The organism is Caballeronia sp. ATUFL_F2_KS9A, assembly GCF_023630765.1.
Lineage (GTDB): Bacteria > Pseudomonadota > Gammaproteobacteria > Burkholderiales > Burkholderiaceae > Caballeronia > Caballeronia zhejiangensis.
On the sequence record NZ_JALQEK010000002.1, the window covers coordinates 164,208 to 184,857 of the forward strand.

Annotated in this window: 21 protein-coding genes and 2 tRNA genes; 14 read left to right on the forward strand and 9 right to left on the reverse strand. The window is 64.0% G+C overall.

The features are described from left to right. Positions 1–229: 229 nt before the first annotated feature. Together NCS67_RS03000 and lolA are read left to right on the forward strand one after the other, a co-directional pair. The gene (locus tag NCS67_RS03000; protein ID WP_008350980.1) at positions 230–2,545 is read left to right on the forward strand and encodes a DNA translocase FtsK; all 2,316 of its coding nucleotides are present in this window, start codon (positions 230–232) and stop codon (positions 2,543–2,545) included. Positions 2,546–2,571: 26 nt separating this feature from the next. Next, positions 2,572–3,252, forward strand: coding sequence for an outer membrane lipoprotein chaperone LolA (gene lolA, locus NCS67_RS03005; protein WP_081851844.1), 681 nt, complete (start codon positions 2,572–2,574; stop codon positions 3,250–3,252). 23 nt (positions 3,253–3,275) lie between these two features. On the opposite strand, the gene NCS67_RS03010 is transcribed toward lolA, so the two are convergent. Continuing rightward, a complete protein-coding gene (locus tag NCS67_RS03010; RefSeq protein ID WP_175981749.1) occupies positions 3,276–4,178 on the reverse strand; it encodes a LysR family transcriptional regulator in 903 nt (300 codons plus the stop codon). Between the two features lie 115 nt (positions 4,179–4,293). Between NCS67_RS03010 and speB the strand changes: the two genes are divergently transcribed. After that, positions 4,294–5,319 carry an agmatinase gene (speB, locus tag NCS67_RS03015; RefSeq protein ID WP_175981751.1) on the forward strand — a complete coding sequence of 342 codons (1,026 nt, stop codon included), beginning with the start codon at positions 4,294–4,296 and terminating at the stop codon, positions 5,317–5,319. Positions 5,320–5,322: 3 nt separating this feature from the next. On the opposite strand, the gene cytX is transcribed toward speB, so the two are convergent. Next, positions 5,323–6,651, reverse strand: a complete 1,329-nt coding sequence (gene cytX / locus NCS67_RS03020) for a putative hydroxymethylpyrimidine transporter CytX (RefSeq protein ID WP_250434128.1) — start codon at positions 6,649–6,651, stop codon at positions 5,323–5,325. 160 nt (positions 6,652–6,811) lie between these two features. Between cytX and NCS67_RS03025 the strand changes: the two genes are divergently transcribed. The 3 genes from NCS67_RS03025 to NCS67_RS03035 all read left to right on the forward strand — a co-directional run bounded on the left by NCS67_RS03025 (position 6,812) and on the right by NCS67_RS03035 (position 9,734). Continuing rightward, positions 6,812–8,128 (forward strand): replication-associated recombination protein A, encoded by a 1,317-nt coding sequence (locus NCS67_RS03025; protein WP_034471382.1) that lies wholly within the window; start codon positions 6,812–6,814, stop codon positions 8,126–8,128. Positions 8,129–8,243: 115 nt separating this feature from the next. Beyond that, positions 8,244–9,542: a serine--tRNA ligase gene (serS, locus tag NCS67_RS03030; protein ID WP_250434130.1), complete on the forward strand. Its 1,299-nt coding sequence runs from the start codon at positions 8,244–8,246 to the stop codon at positions 9,540–9,542. A 101-nt stretch (positions 9,543–9,643) separates the two neighbouring features. Further along, a tRNA-Ser gene (locus tag NCS67_RS03035) sits at positions 9,644–9,734 on the forward strand. A gap of 79 nt (positions 9,735–9,813) precedes the next feature. On the opposite strand, the gene NCS67_RS03040 is transcribed toward NCS67_RS03035, so the two are convergent. After that, the gene (locus NCS67_RS03040) at positions 9,814–10,164 is read right to left on the reverse strand and encodes a hypothetical protein (RefSeq protein WP_034471379.1); all 351 of its coding nucleotides are present in this window, start codon (positions 10,162–10,164) and stop codon (positions 9,814–9,816) included. Between the two features lie 249 nt (positions 10,165–10,413). Between NCS67_RS03040 and map the strand changes: the two genes are divergently transcribed. The 5 genes from map to minE all read left to right on the forward strand — a co-directional run bounded on the left by map (position 10,414) and on the right by minE (position 13,984). Beyond that, positions 10,414–11,196 (forward strand): type I methionyl aminopeptidase, encoded by a 783-nt coding sequence (gene map, locus NCS67_RS03045; RefSeq protein ID WP_008350964.1) that lies wholly within the window; start codon positions 10,414–10,416, stop codon positions 11,194–11,196. A 173-nt stretch (positions 11,197–11,369) separates the two neighbouring features. Continuing rightward, a complete protein-coding gene (locus NCS67_RS03050; protein WP_008350962.1) occupies positions 11,370–11,894 on the forward strand; it encodes a GNAT family N-acetyltransferase in 525 nt (174 codons plus the stop codon). Positions 11,895–12,048: 154 nt separating this feature from the next. Continuing rightward, positions 12,049–12,816: a septum site-determining protein MinC gene (gene minC / locus NCS67_RS03055; protein WP_008350959.1), complete on the forward strand. Its 768-nt coding sequence runs from the start codon at positions 12,049–12,051 to the stop codon at positions 12,814–12,816. A gap of 88 nt (positions 12,817–12,904) precedes the next feature. Then, the gene (gene minD, locus NCS67_RS03060) at positions 12,905–13,720 is read left to right on the forward strand and encodes a septum site-determining protein MinD (RefSeq protein WP_008350957.1); all 816 of its coding nucleotides are present in this window, start codon (positions 12,905–12,907) and stop codon (positions 13,718–13,720) included. A gap of 9 nt (positions 13,721–13,729) precedes the next feature. Then, positions 13,730–13,984, forward strand: coding sequence for a cell division topological specificity factor MinE (gene minE, locus NCS67_RS03065; RefSeq protein WP_008350955.1), 255 nt, complete (start codon positions 13,730–13,732; stop codon positions 13,982–13,984). Between the two features lie 352 nt (positions 13,985–14,336). On the opposite strand, the gene NCS67_RS03070 is transcribed toward minE, so the two are convergent. Beyond that, entirely contained in the window at positions 14,337–14,516 is a 180-nt protein-coding gene (locus NCS67_RS03070; protein WP_008350954.1) for a hypothetical protein, read from the reverse strand. Positions 14,517–14,776: 260 nt separating this feature from the next. Here NCS67_RS03070 and NCS67_RS03075 point away from each other — a divergent pair, with 260 nt between their 5' ends. Then, positions 14,777–15,961 carry an OpgC domain-containing protein gene (locus tag NCS67_RS03075; protein WP_175981756.1) on the forward strand — a complete coding sequence of 395 codons (1,185 nt, stop codon included), beginning with the start codon at positions 14,777–14,779 and terminating at the stop codon, positions 15,959–15,961. Between the two features lie 21 nt (positions 15,962–15,982). Here the strand turns inward: NCS67_RS03075 and NCS67_RS03080 are convergent, their stop codons facing one another. Beyond that, the gene (locus NCS67_RS03080) at positions 15,983–17,287 is read right to left on the reverse strand and encodes an MFS transporter (protein WP_034471371.1); all 1,305 of its coding nucleotides are present in this window, start codon (positions 17,285–17,287) and stop codon (positions 15,983–15,985) included. Between the two features lie 303 nt (positions 17,288–17,590). Next, positions 17,591–18,070: a TonB family protein gene (locus NCS67_RS03085; protein ID WP_250434132.1), complete on the reverse strand. Its 480-nt coding sequence runs from the start codon at positions 18,068–18,070 to the stop codon at positions 17,591–17,593. 140 nt (positions 18,071–18,210) lie between these two features. On the opposite strand from NCS67_RS03085, the gene NCS67_RS03090 reads away from it, so the two are divergent. Then, a complete protein-coding gene (locus NCS67_RS03090) occupies positions 18,211–18,369 on the forward strand; it encodes a hypothetical protein (RefSeq protein ID WP_008350949.1) in 159 nt (52 codons plus the stop codon). A gap of 78 nt (positions 18,370–18,447) precedes the next feature. Beyond that, positions 18,448–18,618, forward strand: a complete 171-nt coding sequence (locus NCS67_RS03095; protein WP_160172884.1) for a hypothetical protein — start codon at positions 18,448–18,450, stop codon at positions 18,616–18,618. Between the two features lie 14 nt (positions 18,619–18,632). Here NCS67_RS03095 and NCS67_RS03100 read toward each other — a convergent pair whose 3' ends face one another. The 3 genes from NCS67_RS03100 to NCS67_RS03110 all read right to left on the reverse strand — a co-directional run bounded on the left by NCS67_RS03100 (position 18,633) and on the right by NCS67_RS03110 (position 20,649). Further along, positions 18,633–18,950, reverse strand: a complete 318-nt coding sequence (locus NCS67_RS03100) for a hypothetical protein (protein ID WP_034471367.1) — start codon at positions 18,948–18,950, stop codon at positions 18,633–18,635. Positions 18,951–19,305: 355 nt separating this feature from the next. Further along, positions 19,306–19,395 (reverse strand) — tRNA-Ser (locus NCS67_RS03105). Positions 19,396–19,440: 45 nt separating this feature from the next. Next, on the reverse strand, positions 19,441–20,649 hold the full coding sequence (locus tag NCS67_RS03110; protein ID WP_175981895.1) for an MFS transporter: 1,209 nt from the start codon (positions 20,647–20,649) through the stop codon (positions 19,441–19,443). Position 20,650 lies beyond the last annotated feature (1 nt).

The following is a 20,650-nucleotide window of genomic DNA, read 5'->3' on the forward strand; positions in this document are numbered from 1 at the left end:
TAAAGGCGTCGGAAAAAGCCTTCCGAATGAACCTTTCAATCGGATTGATAGCCGCGCCGGGCCGAAACCGCGACATGACGCGCGCGTGACGAGTGTTACAGGTTGCAAGAACGCGCCGGTTTTTGCGCCTTTCACCGCAATGCAGCGTTTACAATAGTTCACCGTTCCATGCCGCTCTTGCGCAACAGGCGCGAGCCGCAAAAAAGCGATACAAAGCGACACCGAATCAATGGCCAAAGCTACCTATTCCGCGAGCCCGCAGGCATTGCCGCACCGCATGTCGCGGCTCTTCACCGAGATTCGCTGGATTCTCCAGGTCGCACTCGGACTGTTTCTCGTCATGGCGCTCCTCTCGTACAGCCGCAAGGATCCGAGCTGGACCCACGCGGTGAGCGTCGATCACATCGCGAACTGGGCGGGGCGCGTCGGCGCGTACACGTCGGACATCCTCCTGCTCGTCTTCGGGCTATCGTCCTACTGGCTGATCGTGCTGCTCGCGCGGCGCATCATCGCGAATTATCGAAAGATCACGCATCCGCCGGTCGTCGACGAAGACGCGCCGAAAGACCGCACCTGGCTCGCCGAAGCGTTCGCGTTCGTGCTCGTGCTGCTTGCCTCCGACGGCATCGAGGCACTGCGCATGTGGTCGCTCAAGGTGCAGTTGCCGCGCGCGCCGGGCGGCGTCGTCGGCGATGTGGTCGCGCGCCATGTATCGCACGCGCTCGGCTTCACGGGCGCGACGCTGTTTCTGCTGATCGCGCTCGCGATCGGCCTCTCGCTGTATTTCCGCTTCTCGTGGCTGTCCGTGTGCGAGAAGGTCGGCGACGGCATTCTCGATGCGATCACCGGCGCGCAACTGCGCCGCGAAGCCGGACGCGATCGCAAGCTGGGCGAAGCGGCCGCGGTCAAGCGCGAAGGCAAGGTCGTGCGTTCGCGCGAGAAGAGCGAGGATCACGAGCCGGTGATGATCGTGCCCGCCGCGCCCGCGCCCGCGCGTTCCGAACGCGCCGAGAAGGAAAAGCAGGTGCCGCTCTTCAAGGACCTGCCGGGCGATTCCACCTTGCCGCCGCTCGCGCTGCTCGATCCGCCGCCGAAGACGCAGGAAACCATCGCCGCCGATACGCTCGAATACACGTCGCGTCTCATCGAGAAGAAGCTGAAGGACTTCGGCGTCGAAGTGAGCGTGGTCGCGGCGTATCCTGGGCCGGTCGTCACACGCTATGAAATCGAGCCGGCGACGGGCGTGAAGGGCAGCCAGATCGTCGGTCTTGCGAAGGATCTGGCGCGCTCGCTGTCGCTCGTGTCGATTCGCGTCGTCGAGACGATTCCGGGCAAGAACTTCATGGCGCTCGAATTGCCGAATCAGCGCCGTCAGACGGTCAAGCTCTCCGAAATTCTCGGCTCCGAAGTCTATGCGAACGGCGCATCGCCGCTGACGATGGGCCTCGGCAAGGACATCGGCGGCAATCCGGTCTGCGCCGATCTCGCGAAGATGCCGCACTTGCTCGTCGCGGGCACGACGGGCTCGGGCAAGTCCGTCGGCATCAACGCGATGATTCTCTCGCTCTTGTACAAGGCGAGCGCGGATCAGGTCCGTCTCATCCTCATCGATCCGAAGATGCTCGAAATGAGCGTCTACGAAGGCATTCCGCATTTGCTGTGTCCGGTCGTCACCGACATGCGGCAGGCCGGCCACGCGCTCAACTGGGCGGTCGCCGAAATGGAACGCCGCTACAAGCTGATGAGCAAGATGGGCGTGCGCAATCTCGCGAGCTTCAACACGAAGATCGACGAAGCGAAGAAGCGCGGCGAAAACATTCCGAATCCGTTCAGCCTCACGCCCGACGAGCCGGAGCCGCTCACGCGTCTGCCGAACATCGTCGTCGTGATCGACGAACTCGCCGATCTGATGATGGTCGTCGGCAAGAAGGTCGAAGAGCTGATCGCGCGCATTGCGCAGAAGGCGCGCGCGGCGGGCATCCATCTGATTCTCGCGACGCAGCGTCCTTCGGTCGATGTGATCACCGGCCTCATCAAGGCGAACGTGCCGACGCGCATGGCGTTCCAGGTGTCGTCGAAGATCGATTCGCGCACGATTCTCGATCAGCAGGGCGCGGAGTCGCTGCTCGGCATGGGCGACATGCTCTATCTGCCGCCCGGTTCGGGCCTGCCTGTACGCGTGCACGGCGCGTTCGTGTCGGATGAAGAAGTGCATCGCGTCGTCGACAAGCTGAAGGAGCAGGGCGAGCCGAACTATATCGAGGGCATTCTGGAAGGCGGCCTCGCGGGCGATGGCGACGAAGGCTCGGCGGGCGCAAGCGGAACCGGCGGCGCCGATGGCGAGTCGGACCCTTTGTACGATCAGGCGGTCGAGGTCGTCATCAAGAACCGTCGCGCGTCGATATCGCTCGTGCAGCGGCATTTGCGCATCGGATACAACCGGGCGGCGCGTTTGCTCGAACAGATGGAGAACTCGGGGCTCGTGTCGGCGATGTCGTCGAACGGCAACCGCGAAATCCTCACGCCGGCGCGCGACGCGGAATGACCGCGCGTTATATGGAGAACATAAGCATGAAGCAGTTTACGGGGCGCAGTTTCGTCAAGGCATTCGGCACGGCGCTGGTTTCGGCGTCGATGCTGGTCGCATCGCACGCATTCGCGAGCGGCACGGAGCAATTGAAGGCGTTCGTGTCGCAAGTCCACGCGGCGCGCGGCGACTTCACGCAGCAGGAAATCAAGGCGCCCGGCAAGACCAACAACGGCGCGACGTCCACGCAAGTGCCGACCAAGGGCGCAGCCTCCAGCGGCACGTTCATGTTCGCGCGGCCGGGCAAGTTCATCTGGTCGTATCAGAAGCCGTATTCGCAAATTCTCCAGGCCGACGGCGACAAGCTCTACGTGTACGACAAGGATCTGAACCAGGTCACGGTACGCACGCTCGGCGGCGCGCTCGGGGCGAGCCCGGCGGCGATTCTCTTCGGCAGTAACGATCTGGAAAAGAACTTCAACCTGCGCGACGCGGGGGAGAAGGGCGGCATCGACTGGCTCGAACTCACGCCCAAGGCGAAGGACACGCAATTCGAGACGGTCGGCATCGGCTTCAAGGACGGCAACCTGCAGGCGATGGAACTGCACGACGTTTTCGGCAACGTGACGCTGCTGACGTTCTCGAACATCCAGAAGAACCCGCCCATCAAGAGCGATACGTTCAAATTCACCGTGCCGAAGGGCGCGGATGTCATCAACGGTTGACGTTTCAGGTCCGGCCGCGCGCGTCAGGCGTGCGCGGCTTGCATGTCCTCGACGAACGCTTCCACGATTTCCCGTTTCGCGCTGCCCGAGCGTTCAGCGCGCGTGACCATCTGAAACGCGACGCGATAGCGCATCGCTTTCGGGTTCAACGGCGCGAGCAACCCTTCCTTCACGTAGGGCGCGGCGAAATGCTCGGGCAGATAGCCGAGATGTCGGCCCGACAGCACGAGCATCGCGACGGCCTCCATGTTGTCCGCGACCGCCCCGATATTGCGCGGCGTCAGCTCGCCCGCTTCCGGCAGCGGATAGCTGCGCCACGCCCAGTCGTGCTCGAACGCTTCTGGTACGGCGACGCGTCCCGCGCGCGCGAACAGCGGATGCTCGCGTCCGCAATACGCGAGTTGATCCTCCGCGAAAATTTCGGTGTATTCGAGCGACGGCACGCGATGCCAGAAGTATCCGATCGCCATCTGGATGCGTTCGGCGAGCAGCATCTCTTCGAGTTCACCGGGCGAGCGCACGAGCACCGCGAAGCGCACGGATTCGTCGCGCTGCCGGAAACGCGCGATCGCCTCGCTGACGCGCGCGTTCGCGCTGACAGGCGTGTTGCCGATCATCCCGAGCGTCAGCGTGCCGACGAGTTTCTTGCCGACATTGCGCGCGGTCGAATCGAAGGTGTCGATGGCCGCGAGCAGCGTCCGGCACGCCTCGACGAACGGCTCGCCGCGCGAGGTCAGCGCGAAGCCGCCGCGTCCGCGCTCGCAAAGCCGGTAGCCGAGCCGCGTTTCCAGCGTCGCGAGCTGCGTGCTGATGGTCGACTGCCCGACGTTGAGCGTCGCTTGCGCGGACGAGACGCCGCCCGCATCGACGATGGCGAGAAACACGCGGATCAGGCGCAGATCCAGATCGGAAAGGTGAGTGAACATGGCCGCCGTCGATACATCGATAAATATCGATGTTAAGTTGATTTCTTCGCCATTTTATCTCCGCGGGAAAGCGGCTATTAATTGTCGGATCGACCACCCGCCGCCATTCGACGCCATGAATCCTTCCTCGCCTTCGTCGCTTTTCGCTCCAGCCGAACACTTCGATTCGCATTTTCTCGAACAGCGCGCCGAGCGTCCGCAGCCGCTTTCCGGCAATCAGATGCCGCGCTGCGGCGGCATCACGACGATGATGCGTCTGCCGCACGTTCAATCGGCGGAAGGGCTGGATGCGTGTTTCGTCGGCGTGCCGTTCGATCTCGGCACGTCGAATCGCACGGGCGCGCGCTTTGGCCCGCGTCAGGTGCGCAGCGAGTCGGTGCTGCTGCGTCCGTACAACATGGCGACGCGCGCCGCGCCGTTCGATTCGCTGCGCGTGGCTGATATCGGCGATGTCGCGATCAATCCGTACAACCTGCTCGATTCGATCGACCGCATCGAGCGCGCGTATCGCGAAATCCTGAAGCACGGCTGCAAGCCGCTGACGCTCGGCGGCGATCACACCATCGCGCTGCCGATCCTGCGCGCGATTCACGCGAAGCACGGCAAGGTCGGGCTGATTCATATCGACGCGCACGCGGACGTCAACGACACGATGTTCGGCGAGAAGATCGCGCACGGCACGCCGTTTCGCCGCGCGGTGGAAGAGGGCTTGCTCGATTGCTCGCGCGTCGTGCAGATCGGGCTGCGCGGCACGGGCTACGAAGCGGGCGATTTCGACTGGTGCCGCGAGCAGGGCTTTCGCGTCGTGCAGACGGAGGAATGCTGGAACAAGTCGCTCGTTCCGTTGATGGACGAAGTGCGCGCGCAGATGGGCGATGGGCCGGTGTACATCACCTTCGATATCGACGGCATCGATCCCGCGTTCGCGCCCGGCACCGGCACGCCGGAAATCGCCGGGCTGACGGTGCCGCAAGCGCTGGAGATCGTACGCGGCGCGCGCGGGCTGAACATCGTCGGCGCGGATCTCGTCGAAGTCGCGCCGCCTTACGATCCGTTCGGCACGACCGCGCTGCTCGGCGCGAACCTCGCGTTCGAGTTGCTGTGCGTGCTGCCGGGCGTGGAGTATCGCGCGGCGAAATAACGCTTACGCGTAGGCGCGACGTCTGCCCGACACGAGCAGCAGATAGCACACCGCGCCGAGTGCGAGCGCGGGCAGCGTCGCGCCGAGATTCGGCAGCCATTGATTGATCGCGTGATACGCCGCGATCCCGATGCCCCACGCGATGAACGCGCTGACGTGCCACCCGCCGGAGAAGCCATAGCGGCCGTTGACATCGGCGAGCATGGCCGCTTCGATGCGGCGCTTGCGCACGATGAAGTGATCCGCCAGCACGACGCCGAAGAGCGGCGCGAACACCGAGCCGATCAGCAGCAGGAAGTTCTGATACTTGCCCATCTCGACGACGAGCGCGACGAGCGTGCACAGCGCGCCGAACGCGCACGAGAGCAGCGGCACGCTCGCGCGCGCCCAGAACGTGCCCGTCGATACGGCGGCGGAGTGGATATCGGCGAAGGCGTTGTCGGTTTCGTCGATCAGGATCAGGAAGAGCGCGAGCCCGCCGCCCGCCTGCGCGAACGCGGTCGTGAGAAGCGCATCGCCGCCGCCCGCCGCGAGCCCGTAGATCGCGCCGAGCGCATAGAACCACAGATTCGCGATGCCGTAGCCGAGAAGCGTGCCGCGGAACGCGCCGCCCGCGCTCTTGCCGAAACGCGTGTAATCGGCGATCAGCGGCAGCCACGACAGCGGCATCGCGACGACCAGATCGATGCCCGCGCCGAACGCCATTTCGCCGGTGCCGGGACGCGCCATCAGCGTGGCGAGATCGTGCTTCGCGAGCAGATTCCAGGTGAGCCAGCCCGCGCCGCCGAGCAGGAGCCAGATTCCCCACGTTCGCAGAAAGCGGCGCACGAAGGAGAGCGGGCCGCTCACCGCGAGCAAGGTAGCGAGCGCGCCGAAGACGAGCGTCCAGACGAGCGGCATCGAGAGATTGAAGGATTGCTTCGCGAGCGCGTCGGCGGAATCGCGCATCACGATGATCTCGAACGAACCCCAGCCGACGAGCTGAATTGCGTTGAGCACCGCCGGCACCGATGCGCCGCGCACGCCGAGCGTCGGGCGCAGCGAGGACATCGCCGCAAGCCCCGTATCCGTGCCGACGACGCCCGCGAGCGCGAGCAGCACGACGCCGATCACCGTGCCGATGACGATCGCCGCGAGGGCGTGCGGCAGCGACAATCCCGGCACCAGCAGCGCGCCCGCCTGCGCGACCAGCAGGCCGATGCCGAGCGAGAACCAGAGCGCGAAGGCGTCGCCCGTGCCGAATGCGCGCCGCTCCGGCGGCACCGGCGTGAGCGGCGCGTAAGTCGAAGTTTCGCCGTGCGCTGCGGCGTTCGTGGTGTGCTCTTGCCCCATCGGATTGCGTCCTTATATGGATTGTTCAGGCGTGGCCCGCGTTGGTCGCGGCCCTCAGGCTGTCATAATGACCCGATTCTGCGGCCGCGCCGCGCCTTTGCCGAAGCGCGAAATTATCGCCGCGATCCACCCAACTGCGTCAATCTGCATCGCACAGCACATGTTCGAAGAAAACCGTGGCACCGTTCCGCTCGCGGAGCGCCTGCGCCCCCGCACCATCGACGACGTGATCGGCCAGAAGCATCTGCTCGGGCCGAGCAAACCGCTGCGCGTCGCCTTCGAATCGGGCGAGGCGCATTCGATGATTCTCTGGGGCCCGCCCGGCGTCGGCAAGACCACGCTCGCGCGTCTCATGGCCGATGCGTTTCACGCGCAGTTCATCTCGCTGTCGGCGGTGCTGTCCGGTGTCAAGGACATTCGCGAGGCGGTGGAAACGGCGCAGATTCATCGCGCGAACGGGCATCAGACGCTCGTGTTCGTCGACGAGGTGCATCGCTTCAACAAGAGCCAGCAGGATGCGTTCTTGCCGCACGTCGAATCGGGATTGTTCGTGTTCGTCGGCGCGACGACGGAGAATCCGTCGTTCGAGGTGAACAGCGCATTGTTGTCGCGCGCGGCGGTGTACGTGCTGAAGAGTCTGGACGCCGATGAACTCAAGGAACTGCTGGAACGCGCAACGAAGGAACTCGGCGGCCTCACGTTCACCGACGAAGCCCGCGACGCGCTGATCGGTTCCGCCGATGGCGACGGCCGCAAGCTCCTGAACAATCTGGAAATCGTCGCGCGCGCGGCGGCGCAGCAAAAGCAGACGGAGGTCGACGGCGCACTGCTCGGCAGCGCGCTCGCCGAAAACCTGCGCCGCTTCGACAAGGGCGGCGACGCGTTCTATGACCAGATCAGCGCGCTGCACAAATCGGTTCGCGGCAGCAATCCGGACGCGGCGCTCTACTGGTTCTGCCGCATGCTCGACGGCGGCGCGGACCCGCGCTACATGGCGCGGCGCATTGTCCGGATGGCGTGGGAGGACATCGGCCTCGCCGATCCACGCGGCGCGCGCATCGCGCTCGACGCCGCCGAAACCTACGAGCGGCTCGGCTCGCCCGAAGGCGAACTGGCGCTCGCGCAGGCGCTCATCTATCTCGCCGTCGCGCCGAAATCGAACGCCGGCTACAACGCGTACAACGAAGCGCGGCGCTTCGTCGGCAAGGATCAGTCGCGCGGCGTGCCGGTGCATCTGCGCAACGCGCCGACCAAGCTGATGAAGGAACTCGGCTACGGCCACGAATATCGCTACGCGCACGACGAGCCCGACGCCTACGCGGCCGGCGAAACTTATCTGCCCGACGGCATGCGCGATCCGTACTGGTACAAGCCGACGCCGCGCGGACTCGAAGGGAAGATCGGCGAAAAGCTCTCGCGTCTCGCCGAACTCGACGATGCGTGGCGGCGCGAGCATCGCGACGAGAAGAAGCGCTGAAACCGGCGCGGTCCGTTTCGCGCGCGCGCTCGCCGCGTTTCGCCGATCCCGCCCGGCGCGCGATGACCGTGCGCTAAAATCGGCGTTTCCGATTACTTAACAAAGCAGCCCCGCCATGCTCGACATCCAAACCCTCCGCAAAGACCTGGACGGCGTCGCGAAGCGTCTCGCCACTCGAGGCTACACGCTCGACGTCGCCGCGTTCGCCGCGCTCGAAGCCGAGCGTCGCGAGATCCAGACCCGCACCGAAGAACTCCAGGCACGCCGCAACAGCCTGTCGAAGCAGATCGGCGCGATGAAAGGCCGCGGCGAGGACACGTCGGCGGTAATGGCGGAAGTGAGCGGCATCGGCGACACGATGAAGGAATCGGCGGCGAAGCTGGATGAGATCCAGAAGCGTCTGTCGGACCTGATGCTGACCGTGCCGAACCTGCCGCACGAAAGCGTGCCGGTCGGCAACGACGAGACGCAGAACGTCGAAGTGCGGCGCTGGGGCGCGCCGCGTTCGTTCGACTTCGAAGTCAAGGATCACGTCGATGTCGGCGCGCCGCTCGGTCTCGATTTCGAAACGGGCGCGAAGCTCTCCGGCGCGCGCTTCACGCTGTTGCGCGGGCCGATCGCCCGGCTGCATCGCGCGCTCGCGCAATTCATGATCGACACGCATACGGAGCAGCACGACTACACCGAGGCGTACACGCCGTACATCGTGAATCCGGAGATTCTCTACGGCACGGGCCAGCTGCCCAAGTTCGCCGACGACATGTTCCGCGTCGAGAAAGGCGGCGACGAGAACACGGTCACGCAGTACCTCATCTCGACGTCGGAGATCTCGCTCACCAACACGGTGCGCGACAGCATCCTCGAAGCCGACGCGCTGCCGGTGAAGCTGACCGCGCATTCCCCGTGCTTCCGCTCCGAAGCGGGCTCGTACGGGCGCGATACGCGCGGCCTGATCCGCCAGCATCAGTTCGACAAGGTCGAGATGGTGCAGATCGTGGCGCCCGAGCATTCGTACGCCGCGCTCGACGAGATGGTCGGCCAGGCGGAGACGATCTTGCAGAAGCTCGAACTGCCGTATCGCGTGATTACGCTGTGCACCGGCGACATGGGCTTTTCGGCGGCGAAGACGTTCGATCTGGAAGTGTGGCTGCCGGCGCAAAACACGTATCGCGAGATTTCGAGCTGCTCGAATACCGAGGCGTTCCAGGCGCGTCGCATGCAGGCGCGCTTCCGCAATGCGCAGGGCAAGCCGGAGTTCGTGCATACGTTGAACGGCTCGGGCCTGGCGGTCGGCCGCACGCTCGTCGCGGTGCTGGAGAACTTCCAGAATGCGGACGGCTCGGTGACGATTCCCACAGTGCTGCGTCCGTACATGCGCGGCGCGGAAAGAATCGAAGTTTCCGCGTCGGCCTGACGTTTATTTTCAAAAAGGGGCTTGGAAAGCGCGAAAGGGTTCGATATACTTTCGTTCTTCGTTGAGCAACGACCAGTTCACGAAGACCCGCAAGGGTAGACGGAGAGGTGGCAGAGTGGTCGAATGTACCTGACTCGAAATCAGGCGTACGGTTTTCCCGTACCGTGGGTTCGAATCCCACCCTCTCCGCCAAGACACAAAAACCCCGCAAGTCGAAAGGCTTGCGGGGTTTTGCTTTGGTGGCTCCGCTTCGTCGAGGCAGAGCGCGTCTTCAGGTCGTGCACCTCGCGATATCGAAGCGCAATTCGGGTTCGGGCACGCCGCCATCGTCGCTCGATGACTGCTGCACCTTCACGATCGATCCATAAGCCGAAGGCGTGAGCGTCACGAGCCACGCATTGGAGCCGACCAGCAACTCCGTCGAGCCCTGATCGCGTCGCGTCTGCGCGGACGGAATCATGCGTTGCAGACAACTCGATATATCCGACGCAGGCCGCGCCGACGAAACATGAATCACGGGTTTCGACGCACGCAGTTCGGGATCGCTCGTCGAACTGCAGGCGGCGAGGGTGGCGACGCCCGACAGCACGGCGCAAAGAGAAGCAGATCGATGCAGGTTCATAACACTCCGGCAGGTCAGAAGTCGCGCCACTAAAACACAAACGGTCGCTCATCACAAGATCGAACGACGACGGCGACGCACGCACAAACAACGCGCCCGAAGGCTCGAAATGCAGCGCCGATGCGCCTCCGCGAGCGGAGAGGCTGCGCGGGAGTGCTATCATCGGGCCCATTGTCCTCGCGCGCCGCCTGCGTCGAACATCGGCGAAAAGGCGCGCGCGAGGCGGCACGAACCCATTCGCATTGCTCAATGGCCATCACGCTCAAGACACCCGCCGACATCGAAAAGTTGCGCATCTCCGGCCGCATGGCCGCCGAAGTCCTCGCGATGATCGGCGAATACGTCCGCCCGGGCGTCACCACCGACGAACTCGACGCCATCTGCAATCGCTTCATCGTCAACGAACTGAAGGCCGTGCCCGCGAACGTCGGCTACATGGGCTTTCCGAAAACGATCTGCACGTCGGTGAATCACGTCGTATGCCACGGCATTCCGGGGGCGAAGGAACTGAAGGAAGGCGACATCATCAACATCGATGTCGCGATCATCAAGGACGGCTACTACGGCGACACGAGCCGCATGTACTACGCCGGCACACCGAGCGAGCAGGCGCGCCGCCTCACCGAAACCACCTACGAAGCGATGGTCGCCGGCATGCGCGAAGTGCGTCCCGGCGCGACGCTCGGCGACGTCGGCGCGGCGATTCAAAGCGTCGCGCATCGGGAAGGCTTCTCGGTGGTGCGCGAGTATTGCGGACACGGCATCGGCCGCGTGTATCACGAAGATCCGCAAGTGTTGCATTACGGTCAGCGTGGCGCGGGCCTGCGTCTGAAGCCGGGCCTCGTCTTCACGATCGAGCCGATGATCAACGCGGGCCGCGCCGGCACGCAGCAGTCGCGCGACGGCTGGACCGTGACGACGAAGGACCGCTCGTTGTCCGCGCAGTGGGAGCACATGGTCGCCGTGACCGACGACGGCTTCGAAGTGCTCACGCCGTGGCCGGATGGCACGGGCAGCTATGCAGCGCCATGAGCGCGCGTTCGCCATGCCGTGTGCGTTGTAAAGCACTTTCCCGGATTTAGGAATTGACGGGTTCGCCCGTTCGGTTGAAGCTATGCCGATGGCCCGAGCGCCGGACCGGCCGACAGAGCCGCACGCGTATCCCGCCTGAAAGCCAGAGAGAAATTGTCCGCATGAGCGCCCGCATGAGTCCCTCACTGACCGTCAGCCGCATCGCCGCGCAACAAGGTTCGGTCTTGCGCGAGCTTCGCACGGCATCGCTGCGCGAAGCGCCATACGCATTCGGCGAAACGCTGGAAGATGCGCTGCTCGTCGATCCGTCGTCGTTCGACGACACCGCGTCGCTGCATGCGAGTTCGCCCCGGCTCGCGACGTTTCTGCTCTACACCGAAGGCCATCCTTGCGGTCTCGTGCACGCGTACATCGAAGAGGCGCCGAACGAGCGCGCATTCGTGAGCGCGCTGTGGGTCGCGCCGGCCGTGCGGCATCTGCGTGGCGGCGAACTGCTCGTGAACGTCGCGTCGCGATGGCTCGCGCAGCAAGGCGTCGCAGAGGTGCATGCGTGGATATCCGAGGAGAACCGCACTGCGGTGCGCTTCTACGAGCGCCTCGGCTTCGGTCCCACCGGCGATCGTCGCGCGATGCCGTCTCACGAGCAAGAAGCCGAGTCGCTCTTCGTGCGCCACATGCATCCCGAAGAGGACGACTGAGGCGCCTCCGCTTCGGCTTCGTCTTCGCTTCACGCATGTTCGTCGTGCGCGTTCGTCGCACGCACTTCTCGTTTCCGATAGCTGAAATCGGTCCTAAAAATTATGGCCGTGTGCGACAACGCCTGTAAAATACGCAAAATTTTTGGCCGTTCTTATGTCGCTCAACAAAACGCCCTTCTTCGAACTGCGCAGCGGCTCCGTCGACACGCTTCTCTTCGTCGTCAAGACTCCCGACCTCGATGCCCTGCGCACTGAACTCACGCGGCGCTTCGAAGCGACTCCCGAATTTTTCGCAGGCGATGTCGTCGCCATCGACGTGCGCCGTCTCGCCGAAGGCGAACGTGTCGCGCTTGCCGATCTGGAAAAGGTGCTGAGAGACGTCCGCATGCGTCCGATCGGCATCGTCGCGCTGCCCGAGCAGACGTGGGCGATTCAATGGGCGAACGCGGGCGGCCTGCCTGTTCTCGAAGCACGTGACCGGCGCGGCGCGCCCAAGCCCTCCGTCGACGAAGCGAAGCCCAACACCGAAGCTGCCGCGGTGATCGAAGCCGCGGTCGCGAACACGCCGCCGCCGCCCGCGCTGCCGGCGCCGGCGACCATCATCGATCGTCCGCTGCGCTCGGGGCAGCAGGTCTATGCGAAGGGCGATCTCATCGTCCTCGGGCTCGTGTCGTACGGTGCCGAAGTGATCGCCGAAGGCAATATCCATATCTATGCGCCGTTGCGAGGCCGCGCGCTCGCGGGCGTGCACGGCAATCTCGACGCGCGCATCTTCTGCACCTGTCTCGAGCCGGAACTCATCTCCATCGCGGGCATCTATCGAACGACCGAGAACCCGCTGCCGGCCGACGTGCTCAGCAAGCCGGTGCAGATCTGGCTGAACGAAGAAAAACTGATGATCGAACCGCTGCGTCTGACCTGACGGGTTGCATCGATTCGCGCGCCCGATGCCCTTGGCGCGCGCTCGCAGGCAACGCAAGCGGACTTATTGACGAACACAAGGTACTTGTATGGCAAAAATCATTGTGGTGACCTCGGGAAAGGGCGGCGTCGGCAAGACGACCACCAGCGCGAGCTTCGCATCGGCGCTCGCATTGCGCGGCCACAAGACGGCCGTGATCGACTTCGACGTCGGTCTGCGCAATCTCGACCTCATCATGGGTTGCGAACGCCGCGTCGTGTACGACCTGATCAACGTCATCCAGGGCGAAGCGAATCTGCATCAGGCGCTCATCAAGGACAAGAAGTGCGAGAACCTCTACATCCTGCCGGCATCGCAAACGCGCGATAAAGACGCGCTGACTCTCGAAGGCGTCGAGAAGGTCATCAACGAGCTGATCAAGATGGACTTCGAGTACATCGTCTGCGATTCGCCGGCGGGCATCGAATCCGGCGCGCTGATGGCAATGCACTTCGCCGACGAAGCGCTCATCGTGACGAATCCGGAAGTGTCGTCCGTGCGCGATTCGGACCGCATTCTGGGCATTCTGTCGTCGAAGACCAAGCGCGCGATCGAAGGCAAGGAACCGGTCAAGGAACATCTGCTCATCACGCGCTACAACCCGAAGCGCGTAAGCGAGGGCGAAATGCTGTCGCTCTCCGACATCCAGGAAATCCTGCGCATCGATCTGATCGGCGTGATTCCGGAATCGGAAGCGGTGCTGCACGCATCGAACCAGGGTTTGCCGGCCGTGCATCTCGATGGCACGGATGTCGCGGAATCGTACAAGGACGTGGTGTCGCGATTCCTCGGCGAGGAAAAGGCGCTGCGCTTCACCGATTATCAGAAGCCCGGTTTGCTGCAACGCATCTTCGGCACCAAGTAAGGGGACGCAATGTCGATTCTTTCGTTTTTGCTGGGCGAGAAGAAGAAGTCCGCTACGGTCGCGAAGGAACGCTTGCAGTTGATCATTGCGCACGAGCGCGCGGGTGGCAAAGCCGCCGCCGATTATCTGCCGGCGTTGCAACGGGAACTGGTTGCCGTGATTTCGAAGTACGTGAAGATTTCCGATGACGATATTCGAGTCAGCCTCGAACGTCAGGACGATCTCGAAGTGCTGGAAGTGAAGATCGAAATTCCGCAGGCGTGATGCCGCGTGCGGCGCGTGCTTGCGCGCCGCGTTTATCGAAAGAGCCGGAATCTCGGGATTCTGGCTCTTTTGCTTGGCGCGTTATCGTTTGCGCGTGTCATTTCGACGCCGCCGATGCGCGGTCGATCAGCGTTTTCCGGGGCCAGAAAAAAGAACAGGCGCGAGGCTTTCGCCGGGCGCCCAAGAAACGCTCCCGCCATAAGCAGGAGCGGAGAGGAGATGAGAGCCGTGCGTTAGGTTCGACGAGCGATCCGACGAACGGCATTACCTGCTCAGAGTGCCCGCGCGGGGGAAAGTTCAACCGATTTGAAATTTTTCTGTAGGTCCGGCGTCTGATGCCGGCGCGCGCGGCTCAGGCGGTCAGCACTTCGAAGGCGAGCACGGCCAGGATCGCGCCGACATTCGCGATGACGGCTTCGACGAGCACGCCTCGCCATGTCGCCGGTCGGAACCTGATCGCGAGCAGCAACGCGGTCGAAAGCGCGATGGCGATCATCGCGACGAGATGAGCGCTCTCAACATGAATACGCATGCCCGGCCTCCTTCCGGTTCGCGGCACAAGTTTTCCGCGCATCGTTTTTGTCGAACTTCTTTCGAGTATAGGCAGCGGCATATTTACTGGAAAGCGGACAAAAAAGTCATTTTGCCGCCAGCTTGCCGACTGGCACCGAGTGCTAATTTAAATACTCGTTGATTAAGGGAATTTTCCTTTCGGAGCAGGTACAAACCGCGTATGTGCGCCAGCCCGTCCGGCGGCGCGCCGAAACCGCAGGTCCGTGGAGCATTCGCCAGATGACTTCCCCGACGACACGTTCTCTCGAAGTCGATTTCTTTCGAGGAATCGTGCTGCTCATTATCGCGGTCGACCATATAACGGGAAGCGTGCTATCGCGCTTTACGCTGCACCAGTATGCGTTTTGCGATTCCGCCGAAGTTTTCGTGTTTCTCGGAGGTTATGCGTCGGCGGCGGCTTATACGGCGCTTGCGACTCGCCGTAGCGATTCAGCCGCCCGCCGACGCTTTTTCAAACGCAGTTGGGAAATTTATCGCGCGTATCTGTTCACGGCGTTTCTGATGCTGGTCGGCGGCGCGATCCTGATGGCGCTTCAAGTCGACACGCCGATGGTCCAGTACACCGAGTGGCCGAACTTTCTCACGCGGCCGTTCGGCCTTGCGGTCGATATCGTGCTGTTGCGTCAGCAGCCGTATCTGTCGGCGGTTTTGCCGATGTATTCGGTGTTCGCGCTCGCAGTCCCGGCGATCGTGCCGCTCGCGCAGAAGAAACCCGTCATCGCCATTTTCGGCAGCCTGCTTGTGTGGCTCGCGGCCATGCCGCTGCTGCGCTTCCTGCCGGGCACATACGGCGAAGCGTGGTCGTTCAATCCGTTCGCGTGGCAGTTGATGTTCATGACCGGCGTGCTCGCGCGCGTGCAGCCGATCAGCGACGAATTCCACGCCGGCCGATTCGCGCGCTGGCTGACCGCCGGGGCGATCGCGTTGGCGCTGACCTTCGCGTTCGCCAAGCTCTTCCTCGAAACGCAGGCGCCGCCGGGATACATGAAGCAGAATCTCGCGACGCTGCGCATCGTGAGCTTCGCCGCCATCGCGTGGATCGTCGCGCGCGGCGTGTATGCGGGCTGGGTCGGCAAGCTCGCACGCAGGCTGCCGGGCGTCGTCACGATCGGCCAGCAGGGGCTCGTGTGCTTCATCGCGGGCACATGCGTGTCGCTCGTGCTCGATTCGGCGCTGCGCGCGATGGGCGTGCTCGGGCTCGGGCGGTATCCGTCGCACTGGATTCTGGGGCTGATCGCCGATGGCATCGCCATTGTCAGCCTGCTTGCGCTCGCGCGCTTCTGGGCGGATCGGAAGGCGGCGAAAGCGGCGCGTGCGAAGAGCGTCGAGCGGCCGGCGCCGCGTATGCCCGTCATCGAGGGCAGGCCGGTCCCGGCGCACGCCACGAACCGGCGCGATCGCTGAGCGCGCCGGTTTCTCTCGTGCTTACTCCAGCGTGATGTGGCGCGTCTCGCGCATACACAGCACGGCGATCAAACTCACCGCCGCAGCCGCCGACACATATCCGCCGACCCACGCGAGCCCGCCGCGATTGGCGAGCAATTGCGCGATGTACGGCGCCACCGATGCGCCCAGAATCCCGCCGAGGTTGTACGCGACGCCCGCGCCCGTGTAACGCACGTTGGTCGGGAAGAGCTCGGGCAGGAGCGCGCCCATCGGTGCGAACGTGACGCCCATCAGGAAGAGCTCGATCGTCAGGAAGAGCGCGACCTGGATTGTGTCGCCGCTGCCGAGGAGCGGAGCCATCGCGAAGCCGGAGAGGATCGCCAGCAGACAGCCGACGATCAGCACCGGCTTGCGTCCGAAACGGTCGCTCGCGATCGCGGAGATCGGCGTGGCGAGAGCCATGAACACCACGGCGAGGCACAGAAGGCCGAGGAAGGTCTCGCGCGCGAAATGCAGTTTGGCCACGCCGTACGACAGCGAAAACACCGTCGAGATATAGAAGAGCGTGTAGCAGACGACCATCGCGAACGCGCCGAGCAGCGTCGGCACGAGATGGCGCCCGAGCAGCGTCGCGACCGGCACCTTGACGCGTTCTTCGCGCTCGACGGCCGCGCGGAACGCCGGCGTTTCCGCGATCTTCAGGCGCACATACAGGCCGAGCGCGACCAGCACCGCGCTCACGATGAACGGCACGCGCCAGCCCCAGCTGCGGAATTGCTCATCGGAGAGCGAGAGCGCGAGACCGAAGAACAGACCGTTCGACGCGAGAAAGCCGATCGACGGCCCGAGCTGCGGAAACATGCCGAAGAGACCGCGTTTGCCCTTCGGTGCGTATTCGGTCGCGAGCAGCGCCGCGCCGCCCCATTCGCCGCCCAGCCCAATGCCTTGGCCGAACCGCAGGATGCACAGGAGGATCGGGGCCGCGCTGCCGATCGAATCGTAGCCGGGCACGAAGCCGATGAGCGTCGTCGAGAGGCCCATCACGAGCAGCGAGGCGACGAGCGTCGATTTGCGGCCGATGCGATCGCCGAAGTGTCCGAAGATGAACGAGCCGATAGGCCGCGCGAAGAACGCGATGCCGAAGGTGACGAACGCCGAGAGCGCCTGCGCGGCGGGCGAGTCGTGCGGAAAGAACACCGGTCCGATGACGAGCGCGGCGGCGGTCGCGTAGACATAGAAGTCGTAGAACTCGATCGCGGTGCCGATGAAGCTCGCGAAAATCACGCGGGAAGCGCTTTGGGATCCGTCGCCGGGCTTTGCGGCGGAAAGCGAGGGTGAGGCCATGTTGTCTCCGTTGTCGTGTTGCCTTGGTGCGAAGCATTGTCGCGCGCATCGCCGGGCAAGAGCGATCGGAATGACGAACGATGTCGTCGTCCGGCGCGCGTCAGCTTTTTGTAGGGATTGCGATGCAATGGCGGGAAAGCCAGGGTTGGACGGCGCGTGAGTGGCGCGCGGTGTCGCGGCGCAGTTCGGCTGCGCTCGGGCGCTGCGCCGGACGCGCGGGGTGAGCGCGAGGCGCAGGCCACGCCGGAAGCGGGTCCGGCCGGGGTGCAAAAAATTATAACGAGCGTGCCGGCGGAGCGCCAATCAATCGATGGTCGTGGCTTGCGGCGAATGGGACGTCTGTAGCTGGAACTGGCCGTTGTCGTTGAACATCCAGCCTTCGAAAAGCTCCAGTTGGCCGTTGCCGTTCAAAAGGCGCGCGGGCGGCGCGGGCAGCGGCGATGCGCGGCGCAGCGAGGCGAGCGCGGTCGCTTCGGCTTCGTCATCGCCGTTGGTGCGATACACCGACGATTCGACGAGCCGCCCGCCGCGATCCACCGTAAACGACACGAGCACGAACGAGCGCAGCATCGCTTGCGGCGTGCCCTTCAGCACGAGCGACGGATTGCGCTCGAAGATGCGCTGCGCGATGCGCGCCTTGTACTCGTCGAGCGTTTGACCGGAGACGGCCGGCGCGGGCGGGCGCGCAGCCACGACGCTGGGGGGCGGGGTGATCGTGCAGGCGCTCATCGCCGACGCAAGGACGAGCGCAGCGGCGGTACGGCGAAAACGTGACGCGGACATCGCAACAATGGCGGGATGGCGTTACTTAAATGGTAGTCGCTGCAAAGGCCGTCAGCGAACCGAATTCGTGCGCCCGGACGCATTCAGGCGCGCGTTTTGCTGCCGATGCTTTCATTCGAAAGCACTTTAAGGAGGGCGCCATGAACAGCGAGACCAACCGTCCGGAAGACGGAAAGACGGCCGAGCACAGCGACAACGAGAAAAGCAAGCTGCCCGAGCGCGATGACGACAACCGCAAGCAAGGTCCGAACGACAGGCCGGGCAAGCAGTCGGGTGAGGGCGAGGCGCCGGTCGGCTGAGTCGTGCATGGCGTGTGCGGTATCGGCGGCGCGGTGCTAATGTGGAAAGGGGATGTCCCCGGATTTCGGGAGAATGCCATGACACGCAAGAACGATCCTGCACCGTCGGGCGCGCCCGCAAGGAAGCAGCAACCGGCTTCCGCGGCGCATTCGAAGAGCGAATCGCAACGCGCCGCGCCCAAACAGGACGCTGCGAAGGCGGAGCCGGTTCCGCACGTCCGGCCGCCCGTCAGATCCGATGACAATTGAGCGTTCGGTTTCGATTATTCGGTGTAGGGCTTGACGAGTTCGGCGCAGCGCATCGGCGCGGCAGATCTGACCGCGCCGGTTTCGGCCGCGCGCGTTTCCACGCAGCGGTAGAGGCTATTGTTTTTCTGAAGCACGTAGGTGTCTTCGGGAAGGCCGGAGTTGCGCGCGGCCACGCTCGTCACCGCGACGATCCCATATCCGTTTTGAATCAGGTCGAAGAGCGTTGTTTCGGTCGCGCGCCATTGCGCGTTTGGCTGAGGCTGGGCATGCGCCGACAGGCTCACGGCGGCGATGCAGCCGACGAGGATGGGCATGATGCGGCCTGACTTCATGGGCGACTCTCCGCGTTGTGATCGATGAGGCGGTTAGATGGCGTTATGGCCGTAGTGTTCACGTCGATTGTTTCTCGGGGCGTGGCATCGGACGAAAAAAAGCCTCGCGAGTGCGAGGCCCAAGTCCAACCTTTCCCATTGAAGACCTCCTTCGAATCGAGCATGGGGGGAACTCGGAAGGAGGCAGAAGGGAAGATACGTGGCTCCGGAGACGTCGGATAGGCGTTTTGTCTGAAATTGATGGTTCAGGATAGCGAAGCAACGGCCAGCTTGGCGCGTTCGAGCGCGTCGCGAAAACGGAGCGGCAAAAGACAAAGCCCCGTAAGCGTTTGAACTTACGAGGCTTGATTTGATCTGGCGGAGGCGGTGAGATTCGAACTCACGGAAGGATCGCTCCTTCGCCGGTTTTCAAGACCGGTGCCTTAAACCGCTCGGCCACACCTCCAGCAAGGCGCGTATTGTAGCGCAACTCGCAGCCGCGCAGGAACGCTCATCCTTCGAGCGATTTCGTCGCCTTGAGCGCGGGAAAAAGGCGCATCCACAACAGCGCGACGACAATCGTGCCGATTCCGCCGATCAGCACCGCCGGCACCGCGCCGAGCAGTCCCGCCGTCATCCCCGATTCGAACTCGCCGAGCTGATTCGACGTGCCGATGAACAGCGAATTGATCGCGCCGACGCGTCCGCGCATTTCGTCGGGCGTCTGCAACTGCACGAGCGACATCCGCACGACGACGCTGATCACATCCGACGCGCCCAGCGCCGCCAGCGCAATCAGCGACACGTAGATATTGCGCGACAGTCCGAAGACGATCGTCGCGATTCCGAACGCGATCACCCCGCCGAACAGCGCATTGCCCGCGCGCTGCCGCAGCGGAAAATGCGCGAGCCAGATCGATCCGGCCAGCGCGCCGGCCGCGGGCGCCGCGCGCAGAACGCCGAGTCCCCACGGTCCGGTATGCAGGATGTCGCGCGCGTAGACCGGCAGGAGCGCGGTCGCTCCGCCGAGCAACACGGCGAAAAGATCGAGCGACAGCGCGCCCAGAATCACCGGCTTGCTGCGAATGAAACCGATACCCGAAAAGAGCGCTTCGAACGAGAGCGGCGCGCGCATACGCACGGCTTCGTCGATTCTGATCGCGGCCACGGCGCACGCCGCGACGAGAAACGCGACGCTCACCGCGCCGTACACGGTCAGCGCGCCGAACCCGTAGAGCACGCCGCCCATCGCGGGACCCAGGATCTGCGCCGTCTGATTCGCCGACGTCGACCACGCGCTCGCATGCTGCAACTGATTGCGGGCGACGAGATTGGGCAAGAGCGCGGCCATCGACGGCGATTCGAACGCGCGCGCCGCACCCGTCACGGCGGCGATCGCGTAGATCGGCGCGACATCGTGCCAGCCGTGCCACGCGCCGAGACACAGCACGAGCGCGGCGATGCCCTCGATCGACTGGCACACGTACGCGATCACGCGTCTGTCGTAACGGTCCGCAACGTGCCCGACGACGAGCGTCAGCACGAACATCGGCAGGAATTGCGCGAGGCCGACGAGACCGAGCGCGTAGGCGCTATGCGTGATCGAATAAACCTGCCATCCGATCGCGACCGACATCATCTGAAACGCCACCGACGACATCACGCGAGCGCTCCAGAAAAGCGCGAACGGGCGATGCCGCATCACCGAGTTCGGCGCCATC

Bases quoted from the DNA above. Each gene is read 5' to 3' on its own strand.
- serS (WP_250434130.1), top strand. From the start codon at position 8,244: ATGCTCGACATCCAAACCCTCCGCAAAGACCTGGACGGCGTCGCGAAG.
- map (WP_008350964.1), top strand. From the start codon at position 10,414: ATGGCCATCACGCTCAAGACACCCGCCGACATCGAAAAGTTGCGCATC.
- NCS67_RS03080 (WP_034471371.1), bottom strand. From the start codon at position 17,287: ATGGCCTCACCCTCGCTTTCCGCCGCAAAGCCCGGCGACGGATCCCAA.
- cytX (WP_250434128.1), bottom strand. From the start codon at position 6,651: ATGGGGCAAGAGCACACCACGAACGCCGCAGCGCACGGCGAAACTTCG.
- NCS67_RS03025 (WP_034471382.1), top strand. From the start codon at position 6,812: ATGTTCGAAGAAAACCGTGGCACCGTTCCGCTCGCGGAGCGCCTGCGC.
- NCS67_RS03050 (WP_008350962.1), top strand. From the start codon at position 11,370: ATGAGTCCCTCACTGACCGTCAGCCGCATCGCCGCGCAACAAGGTTCG.
- NCS67_RS03100 (WP_034471367.1), bottom strand. From the start codon at position 18,950: ATGAAGTCAGGCCGCATCATGCCCATCCTCGTCGGCTGCATCGCCGCC.
- NCS67_RS03075 (WP_175981756.1), top strand. From the start codon at position 14,777: ATGACTTCCCCGACGACACGTTCTCTCGAAGTCGATTTCTTTCGAGGA.
- NCS67_RS03040 (WP_034471379.1), bottom strand. From the start codon at position 10,164: ATGAACCTGCATCGATCTGCTTCTCTTTGCGCCGTGCTGTCGGGCGTC.
- NCS67_RS03095 (WP_160172884.1), top strand. From the start codon at position 18,448: ATGACACGCAAGAACGATCCTGCACCGTCGGGCGCGCCCGCAAGGAAG.
- minE (WP_008350955.1), top strand. From the start codon at position 13,730: ATGTCGATTCTTTCGTTTTTGCTGGGCGAGAAGAAGAAGTCCGCTACG.
- NCS67_RS03090 (WP_008350949.1), top strand. From the start codon at position 18,211: ATGAACAGCGAGACCAACCGTCCGGAAGACGGAAAGACGGCCGAGCAC.
- lolA (WP_081851844.1), top strand. From the start codon at position 2,572: ATGAAGCAGTTTACGGGGCGCAGTTTCGTCAAGGCATTCGGCACGGCG.
- NCS67_RS03110 (WP_175981895.1), bottom strand. From the start codon at position 20,649: ATGGCGCCGAACTCGGTGATGCGGCATCGCCCGTTCGCGCTTTTCTGG.
- NCS67_RS03000 (WP_008350980.1), top strand. From the start codon at position 230: ATGGCCAAAGCTACCTATTCCGCGAGCCCGCAGGCATTGCCGCACCGC.
- NCS67_RS03070 (WP_008350954.1), bottom strand. From the start codon at position 14,516: ATGCGTATTCATGTTGAGAGCGCTCATCTCGTCGCGATGATCGCCATC.
- NCS67_RS03010 (WP_175981749.1), bottom strand. From the start codon at position 4,178: ATGTTCACTCACCTTTCCGATCTGGATCTGCGCCTGATCCGCGTGTTT.
- speB (WP_175981751.1), top strand. From the start codon at position 4,294: ATGAATCCTTCCTCGCCTTCGTCGCTTTTCGCTCCAGCCGAACACTTC.
- minD (WP_008350957.1), top strand. From the start codon at position 12,905: ATGGCAAAAATCATTGTGGTGACCTCGGGAAAGGGCGGCGTCGGCAAG.
- NCS67_RS03085 (WP_250434132.1), bottom strand. From the start codon at position 18,070: ATGTCCGCGTCACGTTTTCGCCGTACCGCCGCTGCGCTCGTCCTTGCG.
- minC (WP_008350959.1), top strand. From the start codon at position 12,049: ATGTCGCTCAACAAAACGCCCTTCTTCGAACTGCGCAGCGGCTCCGTC.